This is a genomic window from Agrobacterium sp. ST15.13.013, assembly GCF_027956525.1.
Classification (GTDB): domain Bacteria; phylum Pseudomonadota; class Alphaproteobacteria; order Rhizobiales; family Rhizobiaceae; genus Agrobacterium; species Agrobacterium salinitolerans.
In genome coordinates this window covers 1-4,323 of record NZ_JAQKGP010000057.1, presented here as the reverse complement: position 1 = coordinate 4,323, position 4,323 = coordinate 1, and the positions used below count along the sequence as shown (strand labels likewise).

Sequence of the window (4,323 nt, the reverse complement as noted above, 5' to 3'; positions counted from 1 at the left end):
AGATAGGCGCAGACATAGAAGCTCACAGCTGGTGAATAGTCATTACGCAATAGCTGAGCTCGCGCTACTGACGCCAGATGGGGTCAGCTTGCCGCTTACACTGATGCTTCAGAAATAGTGCTATTAATCATTCTGAAAAATGAGCCTGCTATCTTACGCTGACATTCGATGGGGGTCGAGACAGAATGAATTTCCTGGGCATAACGGGCATGCAGTATTCGGGCGTGCCTTTTACAAATAGCCGGATTTTGCTGGCGGAAGACAGCAACGTGTTCACCCAGATGGTGAGCAGGCGGCTCAATGAGATGCTGGGCGTTTCCGTGGAGGTATGCCGCTCGTTCGAAGAGTTGCAGGCCTGTTACGAACATTCGTCCGAACCGGTAACGCTCGCCATTTCCAACATCAACCTGCCGGGAGCGGAAAAGGGCGAGGCGCTGGAATATCTGATCGATCTTTCGATCCCGACCATCGTTTTCACCAGCACGTTTCATGAGGCGACGCGCGAAACGCTGATCGCCAAGGATGTGGTCGATTATATTCTGAAGGACAATATTTTCGCCGTGGACATGCTGACGGAATCCGTCTGTCGCTTTCTCACCAACCACCGCCATCATGTGCTGATTGTCGATGACAGCCCGACGGCGCGGGCGCTGCTTTCGAGCCGCCTCAAGCGTTATAATTTCCGTGTCAGCCTGGCGGATAGTGGGGCGAAGGCGCTCGATATCCTGAAGGCCAATCCCGATATCGGCCTTGTGGTCACCGACTATAACATGCCCGATATTGACGGCTTTGAGCTGACGCGGCGCATCCGCACCGTGCGCGGGTCGCATGAGCTGCGCATCATCGGGGTTTCGTCCTCCACCAACCGGCTGCTTTCCGCGCGGTTTTTGAAGGCAGGCGGCAATGATTTCATGCTGCGTCCCTTCATCGATGAGGAGTTTTATTGCCGGGTCAACCAGAACCTCGACACGCTGGTGCAGATACAGCTGGCGAAAGCGGGGGTGAGGCCGGCGGCCTGATCCAACGCTTTCCCCGTCAGAGCTGCGATTCCAGCGGCAGGAAGCGCATGACGCCGGCAACGATGCGGCGGCTGATGGCGGCGTCAGGTTCGCGCCGGTATGTTCTGGTTCGCCCCTGTTCTTCCGTCTTCCAGACGATATGCCTGCCCTTGTCGATTTCCAGCGCGAAGCTCATGCTGGGGCGGATTTCTTTGGCGAATATCTCGTCCATGCGGGCAACCAGCGGGGCTGAGTTGAACACGACGCCCATCTCCGTATTGAGCGAGGCGGAGCGTGGGTCGAAATTGAGCGAGCCGATATAACCGGTCGCGCCATCGCGGGTGAAGGCCTTGGTATGCAGGCTTGCCTGGCCCGAGCCGCGCAGGGTGAAGCTCGCCTGATCCGCCTGCGCGCGCAATTCGTGCAGTCGCACCCCGGCGGCCAGAAGCGGCTTGCGATAGCGGGCATAACCGGCGTGCACGGCGGCCACATCCGTTGCGGCCAGCGAATTTGTGAGGATGGCGACCGAGACGCCGCTTTCGGCAAGTCCTGAAAATATCCCCACGCCCTGTTTGCCGGGAATGAAATAGGGAGAGGTGATGTGAAGGCTGTCGCCTGCCTCCTGCATCAGCGGCAAAAGGCTCTCCATCAGGAAGTTATGGCCCTTGCGGCGCTTTCCCGCCGCCTTCTCCGGTGGGTCGGCCAGCACATCTGCCGATTCGACCCAGTGCAGACGATCCGACATCAGGAAATGATCGCGCCCATGTTGGCTTTCGACCCGTTCGAGATAAGGTTTCGCCGCCTCGCTTTTCGGCAACGCATCCAGTTCGCGCCGTAGCTTTGCAAGCTTGTTGGGCCTGCGTGCGAGCAGCGACCGCACCGGAACGGCAACGGCGCTGTTCCAGTAATCGTCAAAGATTTCGGTGGCATCGGCAACGATGTTGCCGAAACCGAGAATATCGAAATCGTGAAAATTCGCCCGCTCGGCGGCGTCGAAATAGGCGTCGCCAATATTGCGTCCGCCGACGATGACCGCGCGCCCATCGGCAATCCATGCCTTGTTGTGCATGCGCCGGTTGACGCTGCGGAAGCGCAGCACCAACTCGATGCTTCGATGCAGGATGTTTTCCCGCGCCCGGGTGGGGTTGAACAGTTGCAACTCGATGTTCGGATGGCTGTCGATGGCGTGGAAGATGCGGTCGGAAATGGAAACGCCGAGATCGTCGAGCAGCAGGCGCACGCGCACGCCGCGATCGGCGGCGGCGATGACTTCGCGCATCATCAGCCGCCCGGTGAGATCGGCGTTCCACATGTAATACATGAGATCGAGGCTGCGCCCGGCGGCCCGTGCCGCCGCCACGCGCACCGCAAAGGCATCGAGGTTGGAATGCAGCAGGCAGAGCGCATTCTTCTCATTCCAGCCGTTTTTTATCGATTGCCAGTGCCGGTCCAGCGTCGTCGCGTCTTCGGCAAGGGGCAGGGCGGCGGAAGGGCGCTTGGGAATGGTCCTTTCCCGCTGTTTGCCGATGACGACAAACAGGCTCGGCCCTATGACCAAGAGAAGAATGATGATGAAGACCGTAAATGCAGTCACTTGTTTTGATCGCTCCCGGCCCGAAGAGTATCAGGCGGGATGAAAACGCGCGAGGGGATAAAGCGTTCACGGCACCTCGTGCCATCAGTGTGAAAAAGGCGTGTTTCCCACGCACCGAAAGGACTTGTGAATCACATAAGTGTGTGCTTATGTGTTGCTATGACAGAGAACGATATTTTCCGGGCGCTGGCCGATCCGACGCGACGCGCCATTTTCGAAAAGCTGGCGGATGGCGCCATGAACGCTTCCGCCCTGCGTGAGGGGATCGAAATCAGCCAGCCGGCCATGTCGCAGCATCTTTCAGTGTTACGCGGGGCAGGGCTGGTGGTCGAGAAGCGGCAGGGCCGTTTCGTCAATTACGAAGTCGATCCGGACGGGCTGACGCGCATTGCGGCCTGGCTCGGCAAATATCGCGCCTACTGGCCGCAGCGCATTGAGGCTCTCAAACTCCTGCTGAAGGATATGGACCAATGAACAGGCAGACACCGGAAGCGCCTAAAAAGGGCATCGAGCTTGAATATGATCTGGACGAGCCGCCGCAGAAAGTGTGGCGCGCCATCGGCATTCCGGCGTTTCGCGCCATATGGTTGCCGGCGGAGGCGCTGGCGGAAGCGGAAGCAATCGATATCAAGCCCGGCGAAGAAGTGCGCTACAGGTTGCGGGAGGACACGCCGCCATTTCTGGAAAGCACCGTCACCTTCAGGATCGCGGCGAATACCCAAGGCGGTACCAGCCTGCGCATCATTCATGATTTGCCAGTCAATACCGGCCGGATGATAAAGGCCGCCGCAAATCACAACGGTTCGTCGATCAAGCTCGCGGCCTGATCCCTCCCGTTCCCCGACATTTCTTAACGACAGGAGTTCGCCGATGCGCGAAGCGATGCAACTCGTCCCTATGGTAGTCGAACAATCCTCCAGGGGAGAAAGGTCTTTCGATATCTATTCCCGCCTGTTGCGGGAGAGGATCATCTTCCTCAACGGCGAGGTGAACGATACGGTTTCGGCGCTGGTCTGCGCGCAATTGCTGTTTCTCGAGGCGGAAAACCCGAAGAAGCCGATCCATCTCTATATCAATTCGCCGGGCGGCGTCGTGACCAGCGGTCTCGCCATGTATGACACCATGCATTATATCCGCGCACCGGTTCATACGCTCTGCATGGGAACGGCCCGCTCCATGGGATCGTTTCTGCTGATGGCGGGTGAACCGGGTGAGCGGAGCGCCCTTCCCAATGCCAGCATCCACATTCATCAACCTCTGGGCGGTTTCCAGGGGCAGGCGTCGGACATGCTGATCCATGCCGAAGAGATGCGGCAGACCAAGCACCGCATGACGCGGCTTTACGCCGAACATTGCAAACGCAGTTACGAGAAATTCGAAGCCGCCATGGATCGGGATTTTTTCATGACGGCGGGGCAAGCATTGGAATGGGGCCTGATCGACCGCGTTCTGGGCGTGCGTGAGGATGTTGCGGCGTAGTGCCGGGTACTATCCGCATGATGTTGCCTCCATATCAAAGCAAAAGGCAGCGCCATGCGCTGCCTCAGACCGCTGACAAACCCGTCGATATTTTCGGCGGGTTTTTTCTTTTTCGGGATGATGACGTTTTATTGTCGTCTTTTGCGGGTGAACGGGAGATAAGATGAGCCTCGTTTCCTCATCCCCAGGCGGGTTTGGGTGCTTTCGTGAGCGCCATCGCTATTTTCTTGATGTTCTGGGCGCTCGCGGCGA

At 58.3% G+C, this 4,323-nt stretch carries 5 protein-coding genes; 4 read left to right on the top strand and 1 reads right to left on the bottom strand.

The genetic code is table 11. The features are described 5' to 3' along the window. Positions 1-185 precede the first annotated feature (185 nt). Positions 186-1,019 carry a response regulator gene (locus PL597_RS25750; RefSeq protein WP_089153216.1) on the top strand — a complete coding sequence of 278 codons (834 nt, stop codon included), beginning with the start codon at positions 186-188 and terminating at the stop codon, positions 1,017-1,019. 16 nt (positions 1,020-1,035) lie between these two features. Here the strand turns inward: PL597_RS25750 and PL597_RS25745 are convergent, their stop codons facing one another. After that, on the bottom strand, positions 1,036-2,592 hold the full coding sequence (locus PL597_RS25745; protein WP_077982207.1) for a phospholipase D family protein: 1,557 nt from the start codon (positions 2,590-2,592) through the stop codon (positions 1,036-1,038). 159 nt (positions 2,593-2,751) lie between these two features. Between PL597_RS25745 and PL597_RS25740 the strand changes: the two genes are divergently transcribed. Genes PL597_RS25740 through PL597_RS25730 form a run of 3 tightly spaced genes read left to right on the top strand, consistent with a single transcriptional unit; the run spans position 2,752 to position 4,071 of the window. Continuing rightward, positions 2,752-3,066, top strand: a complete 315-nt coding sequence (locus PL597_RS25740) for an ArsR/SmtB family transcription factor (protein WP_003524773.1) — start codon at positions 2,752-2,754, stop codon at positions 3,064-3,066. After that, positions 3,063-3,419, top strand: a complete 357-nt coding sequence (locus tag PL597_RS25735; protein ID WP_271366630.1) for an SRPBCC family protein — start codon at positions 3,063-3,065, stop codon at positions 3,417-3,419. Before PL597_RS25740 ends, PL597_RS25735 begins: the two co-directional genes overlap by 4 nt. Positions 3,420-3,462: 43 nt before the next feature. Beyond that, complete coding sequence (locus PL597_RS25730; protein WP_142912273.1) at positions 3,463-4,071, top strand: ATP-dependent Clp protease proteolytic subunit; 609 nt, start codon at positions 3,463-3,465, stop codon at positions 4,069-4,071. The last annotated feature ends 252 nt before the right edge of the window (positions 4,072-4,323 follow it).